This is a genomic window from Streptomyces sp. NPDC048481 (genome assembly GCF_043200075.1).
In the GTDB taxonomy this organism is placed as follows: Bacteria; Actinomycetota; Actinomycetes; order Streptomycetales; family Streptomycetaceae; genus Streptomyces.
In genome coordinates, this window is the sequence record NZ_JBICXC010000001.1 from 876,922 (window position 1) to 899,872 (window position 22,951).

22 protein-coding genes are annotated in these 22,951 nt (G+C 73.8%); 9 read left to right on the plus strand and 13 right to left on the minus strand.

What is annotated here, in order from left to right:
• Positions 1-131 precede the first annotated feature (131 nt).
• The 3 genes from ACGFSH_RS03685 to ACGFSH_RS03695 all read right to left on the minus strand — a co-directional run bounded on the left by ACGFSH_RS03685 (position 132) and on the right by ACGFSH_RS03695 (position 3,674).
• On the minus strand, positions 132-1,118 hold the full coding sequence (locus ACGFSH_RS03685; protein ID WP_393344597.1) for a small ribosomal subunit Rsm22 family protein: 987 nt from the start codon (positions 1,116-1,118) through the stop codon (positions 132-134).
• A gap of 118 nt (positions 1,119-1,236) precedes the next feature.
• On the minus strand, positions 1,237-2,430 hold the full coding sequence (locus tag ACGFSH_RS03690) for a serine hydrolase domain-containing protein (RefSeq protein ID WP_393345470.1): 1,194 nt from the start codon (positions 2,428-2,430) through the stop codon (positions 1,237-1,239).
• Positions 2,358-3,674: a multidrug effflux MFS transporter gene (locus ACGFSH_RS03695; protein WP_393344599.1), complete on the minus strand. Its 1,317-nt coding sequence runs from the start codon at positions 3,672-3,674 to the stop codon at positions 2,358-2,360. Before ACGFSH_RS03695 ends, ACGFSH_RS03690 begins: the two co-directional genes overlap by 73 nt.
• Before the next feature lie 87 nt (positions 3,675-3,761).
• On the opposite strand from ACGFSH_RS03695, the gene ACGFSH_RS03700 reads away from it, so the two are divergent.
• The 3 genes from ACGFSH_RS03700 (at position 3,762) to ACGFSH_RS03710 (ending at position 6,370) form a co-directional block, all read left to right on the plus strand.
• Complete coding sequence (locus ACGFSH_RS03700; protein WP_393344601.1) at positions 3,762-4,763, plus strand: Gfo/Idh/MocA family protein; 1,002 nt, start codon at positions 3,762-3,764, stop codon at positions 4,761-4,763.
• 86 nt (positions 4,764-4,849) lie between these two features.
• Entirely contained in the window at positions 4,850-5,482 is a 633-nt protein-coding gene (locus tag ACGFSH_RS03705) for a TetR/AcrR family transcriptional regulator (RefSeq protein WP_393344603.1), read from the plus strand.
• Positions 5,483-5,632: 150 nt separating this feature from the next.
• The gene (locus tag ACGFSH_RS03710) at positions 5,633-6,370 is read left to right on the plus strand and encodes a bifunctional DNA primase/polymerase (RefSeq protein WP_393344605.1); all 738 of its coding nucleotides are present in this window, start codon (positions 5,633-5,635) and stop codon (positions 6,368-6,370) included.
• 66 nt (positions 6,371-6,436) lie between these two features.
• Here ACGFSH_RS03710 and ACGFSH_RS03715 read toward each other — a convergent pair whose 3' ends face one another.
• The 4 genes from ACGFSH_RS03715 to efeO are packed head-to-tail and all read right to left on the minus strand — an operon-like array spanning position 6,437 to position 10,768.
• Positions 6,437-7,459: a hypothetical protein gene (locus ACGFSH_RS03715; protein ID WP_393344607.1), complete on the minus strand. Its 1,023-nt coding sequence runs from the start codon at positions 7,457-7,459 to the stop codon at positions 6,437-6,439.
• A complete protein-coding gene (gene efeU / locus ACGFSH_RS03720) occupies positions 7,398-8,291 on the minus strand; it encodes an iron uptake transporter permease EfeU (RefSeq protein WP_393345472.1) in 894 nt (297 codons plus the stop codon). Before efeU ends, ACGFSH_RS03715 begins: the two co-directional genes overlap by 62 nt.
• Positions 8,292-8,293: 2 nt before the next feature.
• Positions 8,294-9,610: an iron uptake transporter deferrochelatase/peroxidase subunit gene (efeB, locus tag ACGFSH_RS03725; protein ID WP_393344609.1), complete on the minus strand. Its 1,317-nt coding sequence runs from the start codon at positions 9,608-9,610 to the stop codon at positions 8,294-8,296.
• Between the two features lie 18 nt (positions 9,611-9,628).
• Positions 9,629-10,768, minus strand: coding sequence for an iron uptake system protein EfeO (gene efeO, locus ACGFSH_RS03730; protein WP_393344611.1), 1,140 nt, complete (start codon positions 10,766-10,768; stop codon positions 9,629-9,631).
• A gap of 281 nt (positions 10,769-11,049) precedes the next feature.
• Between efeO and ACGFSH_RS03735 the strand changes: the two genes are divergently transcribed.
• Together ACGFSH_RS03735 and ACGFSH_RS03740 are read left to right on the plus strand one after the other, a co-directional pair.
• Positions 11,050-11,694: a PhzF family phenazine biosynthesis protein gene (locus tag ACGFSH_RS03735; RefSeq protein WP_393344613.1), complete on the plus strand. Its 645-nt coding sequence runs from the start codon at positions 11,050-11,052 to the stop codon at positions 11,692-11,694.
• Positions 11,695-11,799: 105 nt separating this feature from the next.
• On the plus strand, positions 11,800-12,003 hold the full coding sequence (locus ACGFSH_RS03740; RefSeq protein WP_393344615.1) for a hypothetical protein: 204 nt from the start codon (positions 11,800-11,802) through the stop codon (positions 12,001-12,003).
• Between the two features lie 120 nt (positions 12,004-12,123).
• Here ACGFSH_RS03740 and map read toward each other — a convergent pair whose 3' ends face one another.
• Positions 12,124-12,981, minus strand: coding sequence for a type I methionyl aminopeptidase (map, locus tag ACGFSH_RS03745; protein ID WP_393344617.1), 858 nt, complete (start codon positions 12,979-12,981; stop codon positions 12,124-12,126).
• Between the two features lie 57 nt (positions 12,982-13,038).
• Here map and ACGFSH_RS03750 point away from each other — a divergent pair, with 57 nt between their 5' ends.
• Positions 13,039-13,281, plus strand: coding sequence for a hypothetical protein (locus ACGFSH_RS03750; RefSeq protein ID WP_393344618.1), 243 nt, complete (start codon positions 13,039-13,041; stop codon positions 13,279-13,281).
• 12 nt (positions 13,282-13,293) lie between these two features.
• Here ACGFSH_RS03750 and ACGFSH_RS03755 read toward each other — a convergent pair whose 3' ends face one another.
• Together ACGFSH_RS03755 and ACGFSH_RS03760 are read right to left on the minus strand one after the other, a co-directional pair.
• The gene (locus ACGFSH_RS03755) at positions 13,294-14,634 is read right to left on the minus strand and encodes an MFS transporter (protein WP_393344619.1); all 1,341 of its coding nucleotides are present in this window, start codon (positions 14,632-14,634) and stop codon (positions 13,294-13,296) included.
• Between the two features lie 52 nt (positions 14,635-14,686).
• Positions 14,687-15,283 carry a hypothetical protein gene (locus tag ACGFSH_RS03760; RefSeq protein ID WP_393344620.1) on the minus strand — a complete coding sequence of 199 codons (597 nt, stop codon included), beginning with the start codon at positions 15,281-15,283 and terminating at the stop codon, positions 14,687-14,689.
• A 102-nt stretch (positions 15,284-15,385) separates the two neighbouring features.
• Between ACGFSH_RS03760 and npdG the strand changes: the two genes are divergently transcribed.
• Positions 15,386-16,114 carry an NADPH-dependent F420 reductase gene (npdG, locus tag ACGFSH_RS03765; protein ID WP_393344622.1) on the plus strand — a complete coding sequence of 243 codons (729 nt, stop codon included), beginning with the start codon at positions 15,386-15,388 and terminating at the stop codon, positions 16,112-16,114.
• 4 nt (positions 16,115-16,118) lie between these two features.
• On the plus strand, positions 16,119-16,388 hold the full coding sequence (locus tag ACGFSH_RS03770; RefSeq protein WP_393344624.1) for a hypothetical protein: 270 nt from the start codon (positions 16,119-16,121) through the stop codon (positions 16,386-16,388).
• Between the two features lie 67 nt (positions 16,389-16,455).
• Here ACGFSH_RS03770 and ACGFSH_RS03775 read toward each other — a convergent pair whose 3' ends face one another.
• Positions 16,456-17,256 (minus strand): site-2 protease family protein, encoded by an 801-nt coding sequence (locus ACGFSH_RS03775; protein WP_393344626.1) that lies wholly within the window; start codon positions 17,254-17,256, stop codon positions 16,456-16,458.
• A gap of 248 nt (positions 17,257-17,504) precedes the next feature.
• On the opposite strand from ACGFSH_RS03775, the gene ACGFSH_RS03780 reads away from it, so the two are divergent.
• Complete coding sequence (locus tag ACGFSH_RS03780) at positions 17,505-20,984, plus strand: BTAD domain-containing putative transcriptional regulator (protein WP_393344627.1); 3,480 nt, start codon at positions 17,505-17,507, stop codon at positions 20,982-20,984.
• Here the strand turns inward: ACGFSH_RS03780 and ACGFSH_RS03785 are convergent.
• Positions 20,981-21,802, minus strand: coding sequence for an ABC transporter permease (locus ACGFSH_RS03785; RefSeq protein ID WP_393344629.1), 822 nt, complete (start codon positions 21,800-21,802; stop codon positions 20,981-20,983). The genes ACGFSH_RS03780 and ACGFSH_RS03785 overlap by 4 nt on opposite strands.
• The gene (locus ACGFSH_RS03790) at positions 21,799-22,824 is read right to left on the minus strand and encodes an ATP-binding cassette domain-containing protein (RefSeq protein ID WP_393344631.1); all 1,026 of its coding nucleotides are present in this window, start codon (positions 22,822-22,824) and stop codon (positions 21,799-21,801) included. The genes ACGFSH_RS03785 and ACGFSH_RS03790 overlap by 4 nt, the downstream gene beginning before the upstream one ends.
• Positions 22,825-22,951 lie beyond the last annotated feature (127 nt).

Below are 22,951 nucleotides of genomic sequence, written 5' to 3' on the forward strand. Positions count from 1 at the left end.
GGACGCGTCGGTCCGCCATCCGGCCGTCGCGTGCAACCAGCCGTGAGGATCCCGACGATCAGGCCTGCGCCGTCAGCCTCGGACGATCAGGATTGCGCCGTTCAGGCCTCCGGCGGCCAGGGGAGCGCCGGTCAGGCCTCCGGCGGCCAGGTGTCGCCCCAGTCCGCGTCCCGCGCCGCCCGGTACAGCTCGCCGTGTCTCTTCGTCACCGTCGTACGGCTCAGCCGCTCGTCGGTCTCGCACAGGTCGAGGAGCACCTGGCCCTTGCGGATCTGCGGCCGCCGCACGACCCGGGAGGCGGCAGGGGAGACGGGGAAGCGGGCGGCCGCCACATAGCTGAACTTCTCGTCCTCGTAGGGCAGCGAGCCGCCCTTGACCTGCCGGTGCAGAGAGGAGCGGCTGACCCGCGCCGAGAAGTGGCACCAGTTTGACCCGGGCGCGATCGGGCAGGCCGCGCTGTGCGGGCAGGGCGCGGCGACCCGGAAGCCGGACGCGATCAGCCGGTCGCGGGCCTCGATCACCCGCGCGTACCCGTCGGGCGTGCCCGGCTCCACGATCACCACGGCCCGCGCGGCCGACGCGGCCGCGTCCACGAGGGCGGCCCGGTCGGGCGCGGCCAGTTCGTTCAGGACGTAGGAGACGGTGACGAGGTCGGTGTCCTCCAGCGTCAGGGACGCGTTGATGCGGGCGCGCTGCCAGCGGACGTCCCCGAGCGCCGGGTGCGCGGCGGCCACCTCGCGGCCCAGGGCCAGGGCGGGTTCCGCCCAGTCGAGGACGGTCACCGGGCGGGCCCCCGGCCAGGTCGCGTTCACCGCCCAGGTCGCCGCGCCCGTCCCGCCGCCGACGTCGACGTGGCTGTCCGGCGTCCACTCCGCAGCGGCGTCGGCGAACGCCTCCAGCGCCGAGCGCACCGCCTCGAACGTGGCCGGCATGCGGTACGCGGCGTAGGCGGCGACGTCCGCGCGGTCGCGCAGGATGGGAGCGTCGGTCGGGGTGGCGCCGCGGTAGCTGGCGATCAGCCGGTCGACGGCCTGCGAGGCCTGCTTGGGAGGCAGTCCGTCGAGAAGGTCTCCGAGGGCGGCACGGAGGGTCTCGGCGGCGGAAGCGGAGAGGTTCACGCACCGATTTTCTCAGGCCGCGGGCCCGGCCCTCACCACGAGCCCCACCCGTCCCGGGCCCCGCCGGTCGACGTCGTCACGACGGGCCTCGCCGGTCCCGGACCCGGTCCGGGCGTTCTCAGCGCACCGCCATCGCCATCCGCGTCCCCGCCAGGGCGCGCGGCGCGCTGTCGGGCGTCCGGCGCACCGGGTGGACGGTGTTCGCCAGCAGCACCACGAAGGTGTCCGTCGCCGGGTCGAGGACCAGGGAGGTCCCGGTGAACCCCGTGTGGCCGGCCGCGCCCTCGCCGGCCAGCTCGCCCATGAACCACGGCTGGTCCACCGCGAAGCCGAGCCCGGGCGGGGTCAGCAGCAGTTCCACGAAGTCGGGGCCGAGGACGCGGGCGGGACCGTACGAGCCGCCCGCCAGCAGTGTCCGGCAGAACACCGCCAGGTCGCGGCCGGTGGAGAACAGGCCCGCGTGACCGGCCACCCCGCCCAGCGCCCACGCGTTCTCGTCGTGCACCACGCCCCGCAGCATCCCCCGGTCCGCCCTGGCCCACGGCCGCCGCTGGTCCTCGGTGGCGGCCGCGCCGGGGCAGGGACCGAACGAGGTCGAGGCCATGCCCAGCGGACGGGTGATCCCCTCGTGGATCAGGACGTCCAGCGTGCGCCCGGTCAGCCGCTCCAGGAGCTGCTGCATCAGCAGCATGTTCAGGTCGGAGTAGAGGTACTCGCCGGGCTCGCCGACCGGCCCCTGCGCACGCAGCAGCTCCAGCCGCTCGGTGTCGTCCGCGCAGTCGTACAGGGGCAGCTCGGGGCGCAGCCCGGAGGTGTGGGTGAGGAGCTGGCGGACGGTGACGCCGTGCGCTGCGGCCGCGGTGAAGTCGGGCAGGTAGGCGCCGACGCGGGCGTCGATGCCGAGGGTGCCCCGCTCGATCTGCTGGACCGCCGCGACGGAGGTGAACAGCTTGGTGAGGGAGGCCAGGTCGAACGGGGTGTCCACGGTCATGGCGACCCGCGCCGCGGGCGGCAGCTCCACACCCGCGTCGGCCGCCGGGTCGTAGGCCGAGTACCGCACCGCCCAGCCCACGGCCTCCTGCACGGCGATCACCGGGCCGCGCCCGGCGACCACGACGGCGCCGGGCGCCCAGGGCCGGTCGCCCGCCGTGAGGTCGGCGACGTCACGGACCAGCAGCCGCGTCTCCTCCGGGTCGAGCCCGGCCCGTTCCGGAGTGTCGACGCGCAGTCTCGGTGCGCTCAGTTCTCTTCTCCCGCTCTCGAAGGCCCCGGACCGGGGCGAGCGCCGTCGGGCGTCCCCGCGTCCGTCCAGGGACGGCACATAACCACGAAGCAGGCCGAGGCCACCAGTGCGGCGGCCACCTGGACGACGGCCATCGGGACGGCGCTGCGCTCCCCGGCGATCCCGACGAGGGGGGTGGCGATAGCGCCGATCAGGAACGAGGAGGTGCCCAGGAGGGCGGAGGCGGAGCCGGCCGAGTGCCGGACCCGCGTCAGGGCCAGCGTCTGCGCGTTGGGCAGCGTCACGCCCATCGCGGACATCAGCACGAACAGCGCGGCGGCCACGGGGGCGAGTCCGGGCTCGCCGAACACGCCGGTCGTCATCAGCAGCAGCGCAGTCGCGGCCAGCGTGACCGTCGCCAGGCCGCCGGCCAGCACCCGGTCCAGCCGCACCCGCCCCACCAGGATCTTGCCGTTGATCTGGCCGGCCACCACCAGGCCGACCGAGTTCGCGCCGAACAGCAGGCCGAACGTCTGCGGCGAGGCGCCGTAGATCTCCTGCATCACGAACGGCGAGGCCGAGATGTACGCGAACAGCGCGGCGAAGGAGAAGCCGCCGGTGAGCACGTAGCCGGTGAACGGACGGTCGGACAGCAGCCGGCGCATCGAGCGCAGGGCCTCGCCGGTCCCGCCCGCGTGCCGGCCCTCGGCGGGCAGCGTCTCCGGCAGCCTGAACCAGACCAGGGCGGCCAGCAGCAGCCCGATCGCCGTGAGCAGCGCGAACACGCCCCGCCAGTCCGTCGTCCGCAGGATCTGCGCGCCGATCAGCGGCGCCACCACCGGGGCGACCCCGGAGACCAGCATCAGGTTGGAGAAGAAGCGGGCCATCGCCACGCCGTCGTAGAGATCCCGGACGACGGCCCGCGCGATCACGATCCCGGCCGCGCCCGCGAGCCCCTGGAGCAGCCGGAACGCGATCAGCGTCTCGACGGTCGGCGCCAGTGCGCACAGCGCGGTCGCCACCACGTAGACCGCGAGTCCGGCGAGCAGGGGGCGTCTGCGGCCCCACCGGTCGCTCATCGGGCCGACCACCAGCTGCCCCAGCGCCATGCCCGCCAGGCACGCGGTGAGGGTGAGCTGCACCGTCGCCGCGGGCGCGTGCAGGGTGCGGGTGACCTCCGGCAGCGCCGGGAGGTACATGTCCATCGACAGCGGGGGAGTGGCGGTCAGGCCGCCCAGGACGAGCGTGACGAGCAGCCCGGTCGTGCGCCGGCCGCGCGGTGGCGCGAGGACGGCTGCCTGCGGCGCCTCGGGTACGGTCCCACCCTCCGGCATGTGGTTGCCCCTCCCTCTGCGACGTCCCGGCCACCTATGCTCTCAGCTCGAACACACTGACGGGACGGCACGAGGGCGGGGCAGGGTATGACGACGGACACGGTGCGGTGGGGGATCCTGGCGACGGGGGGCATAGCCGGCGCGTTCACGGCGGACCTGATCGACCTGCCCGACGCCGAGGTCGTCGCGGTCGCCTCGCGCAGCGAGGCCTCCGCCAAGGCGTTCGCCGACCGCTTCGGCATCCCGCGGGCCTACGGCGACTGGGCCGCCCTCGCGGCCGACGAGGACATCGATGTCGTCTACGTGGCCACCCCGCACGCCGCGCACCGCACCGCGGCCGGCCTGTGCCTGGAGGCCGGGCGCAACGTGCTGTGCGAGAAGGCGTTCACGCTGAACGCCGGCGAGGCCGAGGAACTCGTCGCGCTGGCCCGGGGCAACGGCCGCTTCCTCATGGAGGCCATGTGGATGTACTGCAACCCGGTCATCCGCCGCCTCAAGGCCCTCGTCGACGACGGCGCGATCGGCGAGGTCCGCACGGTGCAGGCCGACTTCGGCCTCGAAGGGCCCTTCCCGCCCTCGCACCGGCTGCGCGACCCCGCCCAGGGCGGCGGCGCCCTCCTCGACCTCGGCGTCTACCCGGTCTCCTTCGCCCACCTGCTGCTCGGCGAGCCCTCGGGCATCGCCGCCCAGGCCGTCATGTCCGCCGAGGGCGTCGACCTCCAGACGGCGCTGGCGCTGTCCTGGGACTCCGGTGCGCTCGCCACGCTGCACTGCTCGATCTCCGGCGGGACCGGCACGACCGCCTCCGTCACCGGCTCGAACGGCCGCATCGACATCCCGTCCGGCTTCTTCCACCCCGACCGGCTGGTGCTGCACCGGGCCGGCCGCGACCCGCAGGAGTTCGCCGCCGATCCGGCCGACGGCCCGCGTACGACGTTCCGGCACGAGGCCCGCGAGGTCATGCGCGCGCTGCGGGCCGGCGAGACCGAGTCGCCGCTGGTCCCCCTCGACGGAAGCCTCGCCGTGATGCGGACGCTGGACGCGGTCCGCGCACGCATCGGCGTCCGCTACCCGCAGGAAGCCCGCTGAGCGGCCGGCCCTGAGGCGCGGGTCCCGGCGCGCCCGCCGGGACCGCTCGCGAGACGCGTCGTCTCACGGCTTGGTACCGTCGGGGCATGGTCACCCAGCCCGGCAAGCCGGCCCCCGACACCAGCCGTCGCAGCGAGCGGTCCCGGCGCGCCATCTACGACGCGGCCCTCGCGCTGGTGGCGGAGGTCGGCTACCCCAGGACCACGATCGAGGGCATCGCCGCCCGCGCGGGCGTCGGCAAGCAGACCATCTACCGCTGGTGGGGGTCGAAGGCCGACGTCCTGCTGGAGGCGTTCCTGGACCTCGGCGACCAGGCCGCCCGCGAGGCCGACCCGGCCGGGCGCGAGCCCTACGCCATCCCCGACACCGGTGACCTCGCCGCCGACGTCAAGGCCGTCCTGCGGGCCACCGTCGACCAGCTGAAGGACCCCCGCTTCGAGGCGCCCTCGCGGGCGCTGGCCGCCGAGGGCGTGGTGAACGAGCAGGTGGGGCGCGAGTTCACGGCGCGGCTGCTGGAACCGTCCATCCAGCTGTACGTCGACCGGCTGCGCTCGGCCCAGCGGGCCGGCCAGATGCGCGCCGACCTCGACCCGCGCATCGCCCTGGAGTTCTTCATCTCCCCGCTCGCCCAGCGCTGGCTCCAGTACACGGGACCCGTCACCTACGAGTACACCGACACCCTGGTCGACTACGCGCTCCACGGCCTCGCCCCCCGCTGACCGGGCAGGGGTTCCGGGGCACATCGGCCGCACATGGCCCGCTCTGGCCCCACCCGTCCCACCTGCCCCGATTCACGGGCAGGGGCCCCCGATGCGCCGGATGATGCGACGATAGGGCATGCTGTCCGCACCAGCGAGGCGAGGGGACAGATGAGCGCGGAGTTCGACGGCCGGACCGGACTGTGGGGAAGACTCACCCGGTGGCTGCGCGCGAGCGGCCCGGGCGAGGCCGCCGACGACGGCGACCGTGAGGCCCTGCTGCTGGCCGCCGCCGAAGCGGGCCTGCCGCTGGCGCCCGCCGCGCACCCGGCCCCCGGCTACGGCTGTTCCTGCGACCGGGTCGGCTGTCCGACGCCCGCCCGCCACCCGGTGTCCTTCGCCTGGCAGACGCAGTCCACGACCGACCGCGCCCAGGTCGAGCGCTGGGCCCGGCACGAGCCGCAGGCCAACTTCATCACCGCCACCGGCACCACGCACGACGTCCTCGACGTGCCTCTGGAAGCCGGCCGGGAGGCCCTGGAACGCCTGCTCGGCGCGGGCGTCGCGGTCGGCCCGGTGGCCGAGAGCGACGACGGACGCCTGCTCTTCTTCACCCTCACCCGCGGCACCCCCGAGGACGAGGACGAGTGGTGGCCGTGCGAGCTGGACTGCCACCCCGAGACCATGGACGAGCATCCCGGCCTGCGCTGGCACTGCCGCGGCTCCTACGTCCTCGTGCCGCCCGCCCGCCTCACCGGTGAGGACGACCGGACCGTGCACTGGCTGCGCGGCCCCGAGCACCCCCTGCCCGACCCGCTGACCCTCCTGGAGACCCTCACCGACGCCTGCGCCCGCCACACCGGGCAGGACCAGGACCACTCGACGGGCGCCTGGCCGCTGCGCCGGTGACCGCGAGGACCGGCGGGCCCCAGCGCGGTGCGTCCGGCCGCCGCGGCGAGGGCGACGGCGCGGGCCTCACTCGCCCTTGGCGCCGGTGAATCCCTCCAGCCGGCTCAGCACCCTCACCTTGCCGCCCTTGGCGCCCTTCGCGGGGCTCAGCGCGACGTCGGCGGCGACGAACTCCATCGTCAGCGACTGCTTGATCTCGCCGGTCGTCAGCGCGCGCACGTCCGCGTTCGGGGTGGGGACGGCGGCGTTCGCGGCGGCCGTCTGCTTCATGTAGTGGTGGGTGGTGAAGAACACCAGCGCCCCGCCGTCCGCGGTGCGCAGCGCCAGCGGCGCGTACGCGCCGTCGGTCAGCGGCTGGTCGACGTACTGGGTGGCCAGGCCAGGCTTCGTGGCGTTCTTCGCCCGCGAGGCGCGCAGCGCGCTCGTGTACTCGCCGTCGGCGAAGGCGCCCCGGCCGCTGTGCAGATAGGCCGCGTAGTCCTTGCTCATGTCCGCGGGGGGCAGGGCGAGTCCGGTGGTGGCCGCGGGCACGGCCTCGGCCCACCCGTCCTCGTCCTTCCTGAACTCGGGCACCGCGCCCGGCGTCATCAGCGTCAGGTAGGTGGCCTGCCACGGGCGGGTGCGCCCCTCGCGGGTGAACACCAGCAGCCAGCGCGCGTCGCCGCCCTTGCTGCCCTTGGCGTCGGCGACGAACCAGCGCGGCCAGCCCGCCTTCTCGGGGATCGTGTACTTCACGTCCGACAGCACCAGCGGCGTGTGCTTCGGGTTGCCCTTGGGGTGGTTGAGCCGGCCGGCCTTCAGCCGGGCCGCGTCGATGACGGCGAGGGCGCCGGCGGTGTGCTCCGCGTCCAGCGAACCGTCGTACGCCGCGTCCGCCTTGTTGTACGCGGCCGTGAACTGCTCGACGGCCTTCACGGCCTCGCTCCGGGTGGCGGACGGGAGCACTTCCAGCTCGCCGTGGACCACCACGCAGCCGCTCGCGGTCAGCGAGACGGCGACGAGCGAGGCCGCCACGAGGGCGTACCGGTCACGCCTGCGGAGTCCTCGACGCTTGCGAACCCCGGTCGTCAGGCTGCGTTCCCTGGTCATCAGGCGACTTCACCTTCCCCTTCCCGGAGGCGAACCCTACCGGGGCGAGGAACAGCGCGAGCGTCGGGACCAGGTAGAGCAGCCACACCGTGACCTGGAGGACCGTCGGATCGGGCTGGAAGTTGAACACGCCCTTCAGCAGCGTGCCGTACCAGCTGTCCGGCGGGATCGCGCCGCTGACGTCGAACGCACGGTCCGTCAGGCCCGCGATCCAGTCGGCCTCCTGGAGGTCGTGGACGCCGTACGCCAGCACGCCCGCGGCCACCACGACGAGCATGCCGCCCGTCCAGGTGAAGAACTTCGCCAGGTTGATCCGCAGCGCGCCGCGGTAGAACAGCCAGCCCAGCAGGACGGCGGTCGCCAGGCCCAGCGCCGCGCCGATCAGCGGGCGCGGGGTGCCGTCGCCGGCCGCGTGGACGGACGTCCACACGAACAGGGCGGTCTCCAGGCCCTCCCGGCCGACCGCGAGGAACGCGGTGGCCACCAGCGCGCCCGTGCCCATCGCGAGGGCCGCGTCCAGCCTGCCGTGCAGCTCGGACTTCAGGTGCCGGGCGGTACGCCGCATCCAGAACACCATCCACGTCACCAGCGCGACCGCGACGATCGACAGGGAGCCGCCGAGCGCCTCCTGCGCCTTGAACGTCAGCTCCTGCGAACCGAATTCGAGGACGCAGCCGAAGCCCATCGCGAGGAGCACCGCGATGGCGATGCCGGTCCACACCGGCTTCAGCGCGTCGCGGCGGCCGGTCTTCACCAGGTAGGCGATGAGGATGCAGACGACGAGAGAGGCCTCGAGACCCTCGCGCAGTCCGATCAGGTAGTTGGAGAACACGGTCACGCCTCCTCGGAGAACAGCGTCCGGCCCCACCAGTCGTCCTCGTCGCGGACGCCGGGCGGGACGGCGAAGACGGCCGAACCCACATGCTGGATGTACTCGTTGAGCGCGTCGGTCGCCAGATTGCGCTGGATGCGGACGAACCCGTTGCCCACGTCGCGCATGTAGGCGAGGAAGAACAGCCCCGCTTCCAGCCGCCCCAGACCGTCGGTGCCGTCGGTGAAGGAGTAACCGCGGCGCAGGATCGTCGACCCGTGGTTGGCGTCGGGGTGCGCGAGCCGCACGTGCGCGTCGGGCTTCATCGCCTTCAGGAACGGCTCGTCGCGCTCCTTGGCCTTGCCCACCGGAGCGCCCTCGCCCTTGTCGCGGCCGAAGATGTCCTCCTGCTCCTGGAGCGGGGTGCGGTCCCAGGTCTCGATGTGCATGCGGATGCGCCGGGCGACGAGATAGGAACCGCCCACCATCCAGGCGGACTTCGCGTCGACGTCCTTCTCGCCGACCCACACGAACTTCTTCAGCCGGTCCGTCTCCGTGCCGGCGATGTTGCGGGTGCCGTCCTTGAAGCCCATCAGGTTGCGCGGGGTCTGCGCGTCGGGCGTGGTGGAGGAGGTCTTGCCGAAGCCCAGCTGCGACCAGCGGATGACGACCTTGCCCATGCCGATGCGGGCCAGGTTGCGGATCGCGTGCACGGCGACCTGCGGGTCGTCCGCGCACGCCTGCACGCACAGGTCGCCGTTGCTGCGGGCCGGGTCGAGGGCGTCCCCGGCGAACGTGGGCAGGTCGACGAGCGCGTCCGGCCGCCGGTCCGCCAGGTCGAACTTCTTGAACAGGGAGGGACCGAACCCGACGGTCAGGGTCAGCCGGGACGGCTTGAGCCCCAGCGCCTCGCCGGTGTCGTCCGGCGGGGCCTCGGGCAGACCGCCGTAGGCGCCTTCACCGACCGCCTTCCCGGCCGTCATCCGGCGGGCCGCCTCCGTCCAGTCCTTGAGCAGCCGGACGAACTCGGCGCGGTCGGTCGTCGTCACGTCGAACGCGGCGAAGTGCAGCCGGTCCTGCACCGGGGTGGCGATGCCCGCCTGGTTGGCGCCGTGGAAGCCGACGGCGGCGCCCGTGTCGGCGCCCGCCGGGTCGACGTCGTTGCCGGCGCGGGTCATCGCGACCGCGCCGCCGGCCGCGGCGGCGCCGATCGCGAGCCCGGCGCCGCCCCAGCCGATCAGCGACCGCCGGGACGGGCCGCCGGCCCTGTTCCCCGGGTTCTCCGGCTTGTCCGAGTCGTTCGGGTTGTTCGGGTTGCCCGGGTTCTCCGACTCCGTCATGTTCGTGATGCCCCTCGGTTACTTGGCGACGGCGGCGGCGAGCTTGGACAGGGGCTCGGCGAGCGCATTGACCGCGTCCGACAGTTCCTTGCGGCCGGCGGCGCCGACCTTGTCGTAGGAGGTGAACTCGTACGACGTCGTGTTCGGGCGGTACTTGTCCAGCAGCGCGTCCAGTGCGGCGAACTGCTTGTCCAGCTCGGTGACCAGGGCCCCGTCGTTCTCCTTGGCGACCGGCTTGAGCAGCTCGTAGGACTGCTGCGCGCCCTCGACGTTGGCCTTGAAGTCGACCAGGTCGGTGTGCGAGTAGCGCTCCTCCTCGCCGGTGACCTTGCCGGTGGCGACCTCGTCGAGGAGTTCCTTGGCGCCGTTGGCCATGGAGGTGGGGGTGATCACGGCCTTGCCGACCCGCTTCTGCCAGTCGGTCAGGTCGGTGACGAGCTTGCCGGCGAGGGCCTTCTCCTCGGCGCCGATCTTCTTGTCCTGCCAGAGCGCCTTCTCCAGCCGGTGCCAGCCGGTCCACTTCTGGCCGCTCTCCAGGCCGTCGGCGCGGACGTCCACCAGCGGGTCGATGTCGCCGAACGACTCGGCGACCGGCTCGGTGCGCTCCCAGCCGATGCGCGAGGGCGCGTAGGCCTTCTTGGCGGCCTCGATGTTCCCGGCCTTGACCGCGGCGGCGAAGACGGCGACCTTGGGGAGCGTCTCGTCGGCCTGGGTCTGCGCGTAGGCGCGGTAGGCGGCGACGGCCTTGTCCAGGCGGGGGTCGCGCTGGGCGGCCGAGCCGCCGGTGACCTTGAGGGTCTGGCGGATGCCGTCGCCCTTCATGCCCGGCTTGCAGGCGATGCGGTACTCGCCGGCCTTCACCTCGGCGGTGACGCGCTGCTTGGTGCCGGGGCCGATGTTCTCGCGCTCGCTGACGATCCGGTCGTCGGGGAAGAGCAGGTAGACCTCGGTGACCTTGGAGCCCTTGTTCTCGACGGCCAGTTCGACGTGCCCGGCGGGGATCTCCTTCTTGGAGGTCTCGCACGTGGAGTCGGTGGCGGTCACGCCGATGACCCGGTCGCCGTCCTTCGCGTCGCTCTTGGAGGTGCAGCCGGTGACGGCGGCCAGAGCCGTGACGGCGGCTACGGCGGTGACGGCGGACAGTCGGGCGGCTCGCATTCGGGCTCCCAGCGGTGGCTGAAAAATCGCGTGACAGGACTCACAGGGATTGGTGAGGCTCGCCTAACTTATCCAAGGCTTACCTGCGTGATACCCGTCCAGGCCGTGATTCACCTCTCATAGACGCTGTAAGAGCACGAGCCGATCACGGTAGGGCCATGCGGGCGTCAACGGAGAGTCAAAGGAGGTTCAAAGGCTCCGCTTCGTCCGTCGCGTCCCCCACGCGGGCGGCCTCCCCGTCGGCGGCAAAACGGCAGCCCCGGCGGTGCTTCAATTCCCCGGTGACTGATTACGACGTGCTCCGCGTCTTCTGCGCGCCGAACGGCGGCTACGGCAACGAACTGGGCGTGGTCCGCGAAGGCTCGGTGCTCCCCGCCCGCGAGGACCGGCAGGACCTCGCGGCGAAACTCGGCTTCAGCGAGACGGTGTTCGTCGACGACCCCGAGCGCGGGGTCGTCGACATCTACACGCCCACCCTCCGGCTGCCCTTCGCCGGCCACCCCTGCGTGGGCGTCGCCTGGCTGCTCGACGTGCCCGAGCTGGTCACCCCGGCCGGCGTCGTGGGCACCCGGCTGGACGGGGAGTTCACCTGGATCGAGGCGCGCGCCGAATGGGCCCCGCCGCGCACCCTGCGGCAGTACGCGACCGCCGCCGAGGTCGACGACCTCCCCGTGCCGCCCAAGGGCGAATGGATCTACGCCTGGGCCTGGGAGGACGAGCCCGCCGGCCGCGTCCGCGCCCGCGCCTTCCCCGGCCGCGACGACGGCGTCGACGAGGACGAGGCCACCGGCGCGGCGGCCCTGCTGCTCACCGAACGGCTGGGCCGCGCCCTGAACATCACCCAGGGCGCGGGCTCCCAGATCCTGACGGCCCCGCAGCCCCACGGCTGGGTCGAGGTCGGCGGCCGGGTCTTCCTGGAGCGCTGAGCCCTTCGGGCCAGCGCCTGAGGTCCGTACGGGTGGTGTGGAGTGTGCGGCGCGAGGGGAGCGGGGACCTCTGGGCGTGACCACCCGCCCCGTGAGAGGAACACCATGCGCATCCGTTCAGTCCTGGCCGCGACCGTCCTCGGCATCGCTCTCGCCGCCGCCGGCGCCACGACCGCCACCGCCGACGAGGGCCCCCGCCAGCACCACCACTTCGGCGGGGACGAGGGCGTCTGCAGCCCGTACGTCGGCGCGATCGACACGGTGTCGGCGGACATCTTCTGGGCCGGCAAGCACTGCGACCGGATCTGACCCGGCGCCGGGCCCCCTCGCCGTGAACCGAGGGGGCCCGGCCCGTCGCCGCACCCGCGCGCCGGCCCGCGCGCGACGAAGGCCCGCCCTCCTCGGAGGGCGGGCCTTCGTCGCACACGGCTACGGCAGGGTGAGGATCTCCGCCCCCGTCTCCGTCACCACCAGGGTGTGCTCGAACTGGGCCGTGCGCTTGCGGTCCTTGGTCACCACGGTCCAGCCGTCGTCCCACATGTCGTAGTCGTGCGTGCCGAGCGTCAGCATCGGCTCGATCGTGAACGTCATCCCCGGCTGGATGACCGTCGTCGCGTGCGGGCTGTCGTAGTGCGGGATGATCAGCCCGGAGTGGAACGACGAGTTGATGCCGTGACCGGTGAAGTCCCGCACCACCCCGTACCCGAACCGCTTGGCGTACGACTCGATGACCCGGCCGATGATGTTGATCTGCCGGCCGGGCCTGACCGCCTTGATCGCCCGCTCCAGCGACTCCCGGGTCCGCTCCACCAGCAGCCGCGACTCCTCGTCGACGTCCCCGACCGGATACGTGGCGTTGTTGTCGCCGTGCACCCCGCCGATGTACGCCGTCACGTCCAGGTTGACGATGTCGCCGTCCCGCAGGACCGTCGAGTCCGGGATGCCGTGGCAGATCACCTCGTTGACGCTCGTGCACAGCGACTTCGGGAAGCCGCGGTAGCCCAGCGTCGACGGGTAGGCGCCGTGGTCGCACATGTACTCGTGCGCCACCCGGTCCAGCTCGTCGGTGGTGACCCCCGGCGAGATCAGCTTCGCGGCCTCCGCCATCGCCTGCGCGGCGATCCGGCCGGCCCGGCGCATCGCCTCGATCGTCTCGGGCGTCTGCACCTCCGGTCCGGTGTAGGGCGTCGGCGCCGGCTTGCCCACGTACTCGGGGCGGCGGATGTTTCCGGGCACGGAACGGGTGGGGGACAGCTCCCCCGGAACGAGCAGCGACTGGCCAGACATGCCAGTGAGTCTAACGAGACGCCATGGGGGAACATGACGATGGCGAGAGGAGCCGTCATGCCCCTGTTCAAGAAGCGGACCGCCGGAAAACCGGGCGAGTGGTACTACTGCCTGGAGCACAAGAAGGTCGAGGAAGGGCCCGAGTGCCCGGCCAAGGACCGGTTCGGCCCGTACGCCACCCGTACGGAGGCCGAGCACGCGATGGAGAGCGCCCGCGAGCGCAACCTCCAGTGGGAGAACGACCCCCAGTGGCACGACGCGCCGAGGGGCGGCGCGACGGGCGCGGGGGACGAGGACTGACCGGCCGGGCGGTCAGCCCTCCAGCGAGGGCGCGGCCGCCGACCGCTGTGCCCGCACCCGCGCCGCGTGCTCGTCCGTGCGCGCGTCGTACCGCATCAGCCCCGGCAGGCACAGCGCCAGCAGGCCCACCGCGCCCACGCACAGCACCCCGCCCGACCACACCGACGTCCGCACCCCCAGCCAGGCCGCGAGGCCGCCGCTGCGCACCTGCCCGACCGTCGGCCCCACCGAGTACGACAGCAACTCGATCCCGGCGAGCCGCCCGCGCAGCTCGTCCGGGATCGTCTGGTTCCACATGATCCCGCGGAACACCCCGCTGACCATGTCGAAGCCGCCCGCCAGGGCCAGGCAGAGCAGCACCAGCCAGACGTTCCCCACCAGCCCCGCGGCGGCGATCGCCGCACCCCACAGCGCGGCCGACAGCACCACCATCCGCCCGTGCCGGTGCACCCGCCCCGTCCAGCCGCTCGTCACGCTCACCACCAGCGCCCCGGCCGGCAAGGCCGCGTACATCAGCCCGAGCGACCACTGCGCGTGCAGCTCGTCCGCGAGGAAGGGCAGCACGGCGAGCGGCATCGCGAGGAACATCGCGGCCAGGTCGACGGCGTACGTGCCGAGCAGCTCCTTGCGGTTCCAGGCGTACCGGGCGCCCTCGGCGATCGCCCGCAGGGAGGGCCGGGCCGCCTCCCGGGCCGCCGGGGAGGACGCGATGCGCACGACCAGCGCGAGCGAGACGACGAAGGTCAGCAGGTCGGCGGCGTAGGCCCAGCCCAGGCCCGCGTAGGCGACGACGACGCCGGCGAGGGCCGGCCCCGCGACCCCGCCCACGGTCCACCGCAGGGCGTTCAGCGAGGCCGCCGCCGGCAGATGCTCATGGGCGACGATCCGCGGCCACAACGCGTCCAGCGCGGGCCGCTGCACGGAGCCCAGGGCCGACGACAGCGCCGCGACCACGTACAGGGGCCACACGGCCGGCCCCGGCAGCACCGCGTTGACCAGCAGCACCGCGCTCAGCAGCCCCTGCCCGGCCTCCGTCCACAGGATGAGCAGGCGCTTGTCCCACGCGTCCGCCAGCGCACCGCCGTACAGCCCGAACACCAGGAGCGGCACCAGCTCCACCGCGCCGATGGCCCCGACGGCGGCGGCCGACCCGGTCAGCTCCTTCAACTGCACCGGCACCGCGACGAAGGTGAGGAAGCTGCCGAACGTCGACACCGTCCCCGAGACCCACAGCCGCCGGAAGTCCCGCGAGGCCCGCCACGGGGCGAGGTCGGGAAGCAGCCCGCGCAGACCCGAAGGGGACGAGGGGGATTCGGAGGGCGGGGGAACTGTGGCGGCGCCGGAATCTGTCACGAAAGGTCATGCTCGGCCGCCGCAAGAGCCGCGGACAACTCCTTTTCCCGGTTCACCAAGGGGGTGGGGGTGGGGCCGTCAGGCGTTCGGCGAGGCGGGAGAGGCGGTCGGCCAGACGGCGGCGGCCCCGGGCCGGCGGCAGCGTCTCGCCGGCCGCCGCGCTCACCAGGTGCTGCACGGTGTCCAGATCCAGCTCGGAGCCGTCCGGCACGGCCAGCGTCTCGTGCGCCAGAGCCGTCAGCTCCGCCTCCACCGGGCCGAGGGCGAGCACGGTGACCCCGGCCCGGCGGGCGTCCGCCACCCGTTCCAGCAGCCGTGCGTCCGCCGACGGCGACGCCACCAGCAGCGTCTCGCCCCGCCGCGCCGCCTCGATACGGCCGGGCCCCACCGAGAGGTGGGCGGGGTCACCGGGGCGCGGGTCGTGGCGGACCAGCGTCGGCGTCAGCTCCGGCGTGCCGGACCACGCCGCCTCGTCCACCAGGTGCGCCGCGAGGTGCCACGGCTCGTACTCCGCCGTCCCCGCCAGCAGCAGCCCGCCCCCGTGCGACACGACCGATCCCCGCAGCACCCCGGCGAACCTCCGGGTGGCCCCGAGCCACTCGGTCCCGGCGAGCACCTCGCGCAGCAGCGCGACCCGTACGGCGTCCATGCGCCCGCATGCTGCCGCACCCGGCCGGCCCCGGCACCGGGTTCGCCGCCCGTTCACCCGACAGGGGAAGGGCCGCCGGACGCGCCCACGTAAAGTCGGCCCATGACCTCTACCGACAGTGCCCACCACACGTCCGGGGACACCCCGGCGAAGGCCCCCGCCAAGGACCCCTGGGACCTTCCGGACGTCTCCGGACTGGTCGTCGGCGTGCTCGGCGGCACCGGCCCGCAGGGCAAGGGCCTCGCCTACCGCCTCGCCAAGGCCGGCCAGAAGGTGATCATCGGCTCGCGCGCCGCCGACCGTGCCCTGGCCGCCGCCGAGGAACTCGGACACGGCGTCGAGGGCGCCGACAACGCCGAGACCGCGCGCCGCAGCGACATCGTGATCGTCGCCGTCCCGTGGGACGGCCACGGCAAGACGCTGGAGTCCCTGCGCGAGGAGCTGGCCGGCAAGCTCGTCGTGGACTGCGTCAACCCGCTCGGCTTCGACAAGAAGGGCGCCTACGCGCTCAAGCCGGAGGAGGGCAGCGCGGCGGAGCAGGCCGCGGCCCTGCTGCCGGACTCGCGCGTCGCCGCCGCCTTCCACCACCTGTCGGCCGTCCTCCTCCAGGACCCGGGGATCGACGAGATCGACACCGACGTGATGGTGCTGGGCGAGGAGCGGGCCGACGTCGAGATCGTGCAGGCCCTGGCCGGCCGCATCCCCGGCATGCGCGGCGTCTTCGCGGGCCGGCTGCGCAACGCCCACCAGGTGGAGTCCCTGGTCGCCAACCTGATCTCCGTCAACCGCCGCTACAAGGCCCACGCCGGGCTGCGCGTCACCGACGTCTGAGCGGATGGGGGACACTGGACGGCGAAGCAGTGTCCCCCGACAGGAGCCGACCGACATGCCCGCCGTGCCCCCGCCCAGCCCGACCCGGCGACTCGCCCTCTACAGCCTCGTCGTCTGCGTCCTCGCCGTGGCCGCGGCGGTCGTCTCCTTCGTCCAGGGCAGCTTCCTGGGCATCGTGTGGGTGCTGCTCGCGGGCCTGTCGTCCAACATGACCTGGTACTACATGAAGCGGGACAAGGCGCGCAGGGCGGACCGGACCCAGCCCACCGGCTGACCGGCCCACGGGCCGGCCCGCCCACCGGCCGCCCGTGCACCCAAAGTCACGGCCCGCCCGGCCCGGCTCAGCGGGCGACCGAGCAGAACTCGTTCGTGCCCTCCCAGAAGCGGTACAGCGACTGACCGCAGTACGTGTCGACGTCGCTGATGCCCAGCCCGCACAGCAGCGCGTCGACCATGTCGAAGAACGCGCCGTTCACCGACGGCACCCACAGCAGGGCGAACACGAACAGCAGGCCGAACGGCGCGAACGGCTCGACCTGCCGCTTGACGCCGTACGACAGCCAGGGCTCGATGACCCCGTAGCCGTCCAGGCCCGGCACCGGCAGGAAGTTCAGGATCGCCGCCGTCACCTGGAGCAGGGCGAGGAAGCCGAGGGCGAAGCGGAAGTCGTCCGGCACGCCGTCCAGCGCGTCCAGCCAGAACGGGGCCGTGCACACCACCGCGAACGCCACGTTCGTCAGCGGTCCGGCCGCCGAGATCAGACTGTGCCGCCACCGGCCCCGGATGCGGTCGCGCTCGATGAACACCGCCCCACCGGGCAGACCGATACCGCCCAGGATCACGAACAGCACCGGCAGCACGACGCTGAGCAGCGCGTGCGTGTACTTGAGCGGGTTGAGCGTGAGATAGCCCTTCGCCCCGACCGAGATGTCCCCGCTGTGCAGGGCCGTGCGCGCGTGCGCGTACTCGTGCAGGCACAGGGACACGATCCAGGCCGCCGTGACGAACAGGAACACCGCGACGCCGGGCTGTTCGGCGAAACCCGTCCACGTCGCCCAGCCGGTGACGGCCGTCACGGCCAGGATGCCGACGAAGACGGGACTGATCCTCCGCTCGCCCCGGCGGGTGGTGGCGGTCGTCATGGGGCCCCCTGAGGTCGTACGCACGTGTGGAACTGCCCGACCGTACCGGGCACACCGGGGAAACGTCTCATGCCGGGCCCCTGGTTCCGCGCGGAGCGGAGCGGTGCAACGGGCTTCCGGGGCCGCGCTCGGGAGTCCCGGAAGGCTTCGGTGTCCCCGGCCGGCGGCCCGTCCCGCGTCCCCCGGCGCCACCGCGTCCGCCGCCACTCCGGCGAACCCCGTGACCGCCGCCGTCCGCGCCGGGGACAATGAACCCCGTGCGCTACCGCATTCTCGGCACCACCCAGGCGCTCCGCCCCGACGGGACCCCCGTCGCCGTCGGCGGAGCGCGGCTGCGCGCCCTGCTCACCGTGCTGGCGCTGCGGGCCGGACGCAGCGTGCCGGCCGGGGTGCTGACGCAGGAGGTGTGGGCCGGGGACCCGCCCGCCGACGCGCCGGGCGCGCTCCAGGCGCTGGTCGGCCGGCTGCGCCGGGCCCTCGGGGCGGACGCGATCCGCTCCGCCGAGGGCGGCTACCGGCTGGCGGCCGGCTCCGACGACGTCGACCTGCACCGTTTCGAGCGGCTGACCGGCGACGGGACGCGCGCCCTGGCCGACGGCGACCCCGCCAAGGCGGCCGCCCTGCTCGACGACGCCCTCGCCCTGTGGCACGGCCCGGCCCTCGCCGACCTGCCCGACCGGGCGACCGAGGCGGCCCGCTGGGAGGCCCGCCGCGTGGACGCCCTGCGCGCCCGGCACAGCGCCGCCCTCGCCCTCGGGCAGGCCGGGCAGGCGCTGCCCGAGCTGAGCGCCCTGTGCGACGCGCACCCGCTGGACGAGCCGCTCCAGGCGCTGCGGCTGCGCGCCCTGCGCGACGCGGGCCGCACCGCCCAGGCGCTGGCCGCCTACGACGAGGTGCGCCGACTGCTGGCCGACCGTCTCGGCGCCGACCCCGGGCCCGAGCTGCGCGCCCTGCACGCCGAACTCCTCGACCCGCCGACGGCCCGCACGCCTGAGACGCCGCGGGCGGCGGAAGTCCCCGAACGGGCGCATGCCCACGCGGCCGCAGGGGGGCCGACGGTTCCCGAAGGCGGGCTGGAGGGGGCGGCCGTGCGGCCGGCGCGGGTTTCCCGGTCCGCGGCCTCGCCGCCGCGCGGCAACCTCCGGGCCCGGCTCACCTCGTTCGTCGGCCGTGAGGACGACATGAAGGCCCTGCGGGGCGACCTCGCGAGCGCCCGTCTGGTGACGCTGCTGGGGCCCGGCGGGGCCGGCAAGACACGGCTGTCGCAGGAGGCCGCCGAGGCCGTCGGGGACACGGCGCGCGACGGCGTCTGGCTGGCCGAACTCGCGCCCGTCGCCGACCCGGGCGCCGTGGCGCAGACCGTCCTCACCGCCGTGGGCGCCCGCGAGACCGTCCTGTACGGCGCCGGGGCCGAGGAACTGCGGGCCGTCGCCGAGCGCCGCGGCGACCCCGTGGAGCGGCTGGTGGAGCACTGCTCCCGACGCCGCATGCTGCTCGTCCTGGACAACTGCGAACACGTGGTGGAGGCGGCCGCACGGCTCGTCGAGGAACTGCTGGCGCGCTGCCCCGGGGTGACGGTGCTGGCCACCAGCCGCGAGCCTCTCGGCGTGCCGGGGGAGGTCCTGCGCCCGCTGGACCCGCTGCCCGAGCCGGCCGCGCTGCGCCTGCTGGCCGACCGGGGCGCGGCCGCCCGTCCGGGCTTCCGCGTCGAGGACGACCCCGAGGCCTGCGCCGAGATCTGCCGCCGCCTCGACGGACTGCCCCTCGCCGTAGAACTCGCCGCCGCCCGGCTGCGGATGCTGACGCCCCGGCAGATCGCAGACCGCCTCGACGACCGGTTCCGCCTCCTGACCTCGGGCAGCCGCACGGTCCTGCCCCGCCAGCAGACCCTGCGGGCCGTCGTCGACTGGTCCTGGGACCTGCTCGACGGCGACGAACGCGACGTCCTGGCCCGGCTCTCCGTCTTCGCCCGCGGCTGCGACCTCGCCGCCGTCGAGGCCGTCTGCGCGCCGCCGGCGCCGTACGGATCCGGGCCCGCGGAAGCCGCGGGCACCCGCGCCTCACGGGCGGGCCGCACCGCCCTGGACGCCCTCGCCTCCCTCGTCGACAAGTCGCTCGTCGTCGCCGCCCCCGCGCCCGGCGGGGGCATGCGCTACCGGCTCCTGGAGACCGTCGCCGAGTACGCGGGCGAGCGGCTGGACGAGTCCGGGGGACGGGCGGCGGCCGAGCGCGCCCATCTCACGTACTACCGCGAACTCGCCCGTACCACCGAGCCGTTGCTGCGGGGCGCGGGCCAGCTCGAGGCCGTCGGCCGGTTCCAGTCGGAGTACGAGAACCTGCGCACGGCGCTGCGCCGGGCCGTCGACGCGCGCGACGAGCAGGAGGCGCTCGTCCTCACCCTGTCGCTGGTCTGGTACTGGCAGCTGCGCGATCTGCGCCTGGAGGCCCGCGACTGGTGCGTCGAGGTCATGGCCCTGGGCCCCGACCCGTTCGCCGAGCCGCTGCGCAGGGCCGCCCCGGTGTGGCAGCCGTGCACCGACGCCCCGCCGCCGCTGACCGGCGAGATCCTCCGGGAGGCCCGCCGAGGCGTCCACCTGGCGCATCTCGCCTGCATGGACACCGAGTTGGCGGCCTGGCACAACCCGGCCGCGCAGGCCAAGCTGCGTCTGATCGCCGAGGCCTACGAGCCGGGCCTTCCGCAGACCTGCCGCACGCCCGGCCTGGTCTGGTTCTTCGCCGTGCTGATGACCGGCGACCAGGAGCGCATCCGCGAGATCATCGACGCCAACGTCGACACCTGCCGCCGCATGCCGGGCTACGAGTGGGAGCTGGCCTCCTGTCTGCAGATACGCGCCAACGTCCTCGCCAACCGGTCCGACTGGGCCCAGGGCGCCTTGCGCGACGCCGACGAGGCGTTGGAGATCTTCCGGCGGCTCGGCGACGCCTGGGGCACCGCCGAGGCGCTCTCCGCCCGCGCCGAGGCCCGCGAGCGGCTGGGCGACTACCGCAGGGCCGCCGCGGACTACGAGGACGCCATCGCGCACGCGGAGCGGCTGAACGCGCGGGCCCAGGCCGCGATCCTGGCGGCCCGGCTGGGCAGTGTCCTGCTGGAGACGGAGGACGGCGAGCGGGGCGAACGCATCCTGCGCGAGGTGATCGACGGACCCGAGCACGTCGGGCACGAGGCCGCCCCCGTGGCCCGGCTCTTCCTCGTCGGCCGGCTCGGCACCACCGGCCGCCGGGCCGAGGCGCGCGAGCAACTGCGGCTCCTGCGCGAGGACGTCGACTTCGGTCGCTTCGCGGTCTTCGACGCCTTCATGAGGGGCGCGGAGGCCTGGCTGGACGCGGTCGAGGACCGGTACGCGCAGGCCCTGACCGGCGTCCGCACCGCACTGCTGCGGGCCGCCGACCCGCTGTCCATGGCCGTCGCCCCCCAGATGCGCTCCGTCTACCTGTACGTCGCCGCGTCCGCCCTCGCCGGCATGGACGGCGGCAGCCGCGCGGGGGCCGCCGCCCGTTGTCTGGGCGCGGCGGACGCACTGCTGCCGCCGGGGCACGTGCACACGCGCTGGGAGCGTGACGCGCACGGCCTGGCCGCGAAGCGGGCCCGTGCCGCCCTCGGCGAGGAGGACTTCGCGTCCGCGTACGCCGAAGGCGGCGGCCTCTCCTACGAGGAGGCCACCGCCCTGATCGAACGCGCCCGGCTCCGGGGCCACGCTCGCGACTAGCTCTTGGTGCGGAACTTGTGGATCGCGACCGGGGCCATCAGCGCGGTGATCCCGAACGACCAGGCCAGCGTGATCCACAGGCCGTGCGCGACCGGGCCGCCGGTCATCAGACCGCGCGCCGCGTCCGCGAGCGCGGACAGCGGGTTGTAGTCGGTGAAGGCCTGGAGCCATCCCGGCATCGACGCCGTGGGCGCGAAGATCGACGAGCCGAACTGCAGCGGGAAGAGCACCAGGAACCCCATGGCCTGCACGGACTGGGCGTTCTTCAGGACCACGCCCAGGGTGAGGAACACCCACATGATCGACGAGGCGAAGACGGTGGACAGGCCGACGGCCGCGAACAGTCCCGGCCAGCTCTCGATGTCGAATCCGACGAGGACGGAGACGATCATCAGCACGGTGGTCGCGAAGAGCATCCGGACGATCTCCACCGAGATCTTCGCGAACAGCACCGAGCCGCGCCCGATCGGAAGCGAGCGGAACCGGTCCATGACGCCGGAGTTGAAGTCCTGGCTGAAGCCGGTGCCGACGCCCTGGGACAGCGTCATGCTCATCATCGCGATCATGCCGGGGATCACGTACTGGACGTAGCCGTCCTGGCCGCCGCCCAGCGCCTGCCCGATGGAGCCGCCGAAGACGTACACGAAGAGCAGGGTGAAGACGATCGGCATCAGCAGCGCGTCGAACATCGACTCGGGGTCCTGTCTGATCCACAGCAGGTTGCGCCGGATCAGAGCCCCCGTGTGGCGCAGGTGGCCGCGCAGCGGGATGCGGGCGTCCGGCTCGACGCCGGCGATCGGAGCGGTCGTGGTGCTCATACGGAGACCTCCTCGCGGGCGTCGGCGGGCGCGGTGTCGTCCGCGGCGCCGGCACGGTGGCCGGTGAGGGACAGGAACACCTCGTCCAGGCTGGGCAGTTCGGTGGTGACGGAGGCCAGCGTGATGCCTCGCGCGGTGACCGCGCCGACCACCGCGGTCAGTTGTTCGTCGCTGAGGACGGGGACCAGCACCGAGCCGCGCTCGGTGTCCACGGTGGTGCTCGCGAGGCCGGTGAGGCCGAGGTCGTCGATCCACCCGGCGAGCGGGCGCAGTTGCGCCGGGTCGGCCGGGCGGACCCGCAGCGCGCGGCCGCCGACCTTGGCCTTCAGCTCCTCGATGGCGCCGCCCGCGATGACCTTGCCCCGGTCCACGACGGTCAGCTCGGAGGCGAGCTGCTCGGCCTCCTCCATGTACTGGGTGGTGAGCAGGACGGTCACCCCGTCGCCGACCATCCGCTTGACCTCGCCCCAGACCTCGTTGCGGGTGCGGGGGTCGAGTCCGGTGGTCGGCTCGTCCAGGAACAGCACCTGCGGGCGTCCGATCATCGACGCGGCCAGGTCGAGCCTGCGCCGCATGCCGCCGGAGTAGGTGCTCGCGGGGCGCTTGGCCGCGTCCGTGAGGGAGAACCGTTCCAGCAGCTCGTCGGCGCGGGTCCGGGCGTCCTTGCGGGACAGGTCGAGCAGCCGGCCGATGAGGTAGAGGTTCTCCCACCCGGGGAGCTTCTCGTCGACGGAGGCGTACTGACCGGTGAGCCCGATGACCCGCCGCAGCTGCCGGGGCTGGCGCAGCACGTCGTACCCGGCGACGGTCGCCCGGCCGGCGTCCGGGCTCAGGAGGGTGGACAGAATCCGTACGAGGGTGGTCTTTCCGGCCCCGTTCGGCCCGAGCACACCCATCACGGTGCCCTCGCGCACGTCCAGGTCGACGCCGTCCAGCGCCCTGGTCTCGCCGTAGTGCTTGACCATCCCCCGTACGGTGACGGCGTTCCCGCCGCCGCTGGAGTCCTTGTCGATTCGTGTCATGCCGAGAACGCTGTCAGCCCCCGCCGACAAACCGCCGACAGGTGACCGACGGAGGCCGCCGGGCACCGACAGATCACCGACGGATCGCCGACACGGGCCCCGCCGGCTCACCGACGGGCCCTGGTCG

What these genes read in the sequence shown, in the direction of transcription:
- ACGFSH_RS03695 (WP_393344599.1), bottom strand. Translation starts at nt 3,674, where the DNA reads ATGCCGGAGGGTGGGACCGTACCCGAGGCGCCGCAGGCAGCCGTCCTC.
- ACGFSH_RS03700 (WP_393344601.1), top strand. Translation starts at nt 3,762, where the DNA reads ATGACGACGGACACGGTGCGGTGGGGGATCCTGGCGACGGGGGGCATA.
- ACGFSH_RS03705 (WP_393344603.1), top strand. Translation starts at nt 4,850, where the DNA reads ATGGTCACCCAGCCCGGCAAGCCGGCCCCCGACACCAGCCGTCGCAGC.
- ACGFSH_RS03710 (WP_393344605.1), top strand. Translation starts at nt 5,633, where the DNA reads ATGAGCGCGGAGTTCGACGGCCGGACCGGACTGTGGGGAAGACTCACC.
- ACGFSH_RS03715 (WP_393344607.1), bottom strand. Translation starts at nt 7,459, where the DNA reads ATGACCAGGGAACGCAGCCTGACGACCGGGGTTCGCAAGCGTCGAGGA.
- efeB (WP_393344609.1), bottom strand. Translation starts at nt 9,610, where the DNA reads ATGACGGAGTCGGAGAACCCGGGCAACCCGAACAACCCGAACGACTCG.
- efeO (WP_393344611.1), bottom strand. Translation starts at nt 10,768, where the DNA reads ATGCGAGCCGCCCGACTGTCCGCCGTCACCGCCGTAGCCGCCGTCACG.
- ACGFSH_RS03740 (WP_393344615.1), top strand. Translation starts at nt 11,800, where the DNA reads ATGCGCATCCGTTCAGTCCTGGCCGCGACCGTCCTCGGCATCGCTCTC.
- map (WP_393344617.1), bottom strand. Translation starts at nt 12,981, where the DNA reads ATGTCTGGCCAGTCGCTGCTCGTTCCGGGGGAGCTGTCCCCCACCCGT.
- ACGFSH_RS03750 (WP_393344618.1), top strand. Translation starts at nt 13,039, where the DNA reads ATGCCCCTGTTCAAGAAGCGGACCGCCGGAAAACCGGGCGAGTGGTAC.
- ACGFSH_RS03760 (WP_393344620.1), bottom strand. Translation starts at nt 15,283, where the DNA reads ATGGACGCCGTACGGGTCGCGCTGCTGCGCGAGGTGCTCGCCGGGACC.
- npdG (WP_393344622.1), top strand. Translation starts at nt 15,386, where the DNA reads ATGACCTCTACCGACAGTGCCCACCACACGTCCGGGGACACCCCGGCG.
- ACGFSH_RS03770 (WP_393344624.1), top strand. Translation starts at nt 16,119, where the DNA reads ATGGGGGACACTGGACGGCGAAGCAGTGTCCCCCGACAGGAGCCGACC.
- ACGFSH_RS03775 (WP_393344626.1), bottom strand. Translation starts at nt 17,256, where the DNA reads ATGACGACCGCCACCACCCGCCGGGGCGAGCGGAGGATCAGTCCCGTC.
- ACGFSH_RS03780 (WP_393344627.1), top strand. Translation starts at nt 17,505, where the DNA reads ATGAACCCCGTGCGCTACCGCATTCTCGGCACCACCCAGGCGCTCCGC.
- ACGFSH_RS03785 (WP_393344629.1), bottom strand. Translation starts at nt 21,802, where the DNA reads ATGAGCACCACGACCGCTCCGATCGCCGGCGTCGAGCCGGACGCCCGC.
- ACGFSH_RS03790 (WP_393344631.1), bottom strand. Translation starts at nt 22,824, where the DNA reads ATGACACGAATCGACAAGGACTCCAGCGGCGGCGGGAACGCCGTCACC.